Origin of the sequence: Streptomyces sp. SP18CS02 (genome assembly GCF_036322365.1) — a bacterium.
Lineage (GTDB): Bacteria > Actinomycetota > Actinomycetes > Streptomycetales > Streptomycetaceae > Streptomyces.
This window is the reverse complement of sequence record NZ_JAQYXC010000125.1, coordinates 1-374: the sequence shown is the minus strand read 5'-3', so window position 1 is coordinate 374 and position 374 is coordinate 1. Positions and strand designations below refer to the sequence as shown.

The window sequence follows — 374 nt, the reverse complement described above, 5'->3', positions numbered from 1 at the left end:
GCTCGGCGAGAGCGTCACCGAAGGCACCGTCACCCGCTGGCTGAAGGAGGTCGGCGAGGAGGTCAAGGAGGACGAGCCGCTGCTCGAGGTCTCCACGGACAAGGTCGACACCGAGATCCCCGCCCCGGCCTCCGGCGAGCTGCTGGAGAACGTCGTCGCCGAGGACGAGACCGCCGAGGTCGGCGCCAAGCTGGCCGTCATCGGTGCACCGGGTGCCGATCCGGCCGCACCGGCAGCAGCTGCTCCGAAGACGGACAGGAAGTCGTCGTCGTTGGCGTTCTCGTCGTCGGCGACGACGATCTCCAGCAGGTAGCCGGTGGCGGGGGCGGGGATCTCGGTGTCGACCTTGTCCGTCGACACCTCCAGCAGCGGCT

The 374-nt window shown here is 69.8% G+C and carries 2 pseudogenes; one reads left to right on the top strand and one right to left on the bottom strand.

Annotation, left to right across the window (positions count from 1 at the left end):
• A pseudogene (locus PUR26_RS00865) lies at nt 1-247 on the top strand (biotin/lipoyl-containing protein); the annotation flags it as partial.
• Nucleotides 248-309: 62 nt separating this feature from the next.
• Here the strand turns inward: PUR26_RS00865 and PUR26_RS34520 are convergent.
• A pseudogene (locus tag PUR26_RS34520) lies at nt 310-360 on the bottom strand (hypothetical protein); the annotation flags it as partial.
• Between the last annotated feature and the right edge of the window lie 14 nt (nt 361-374).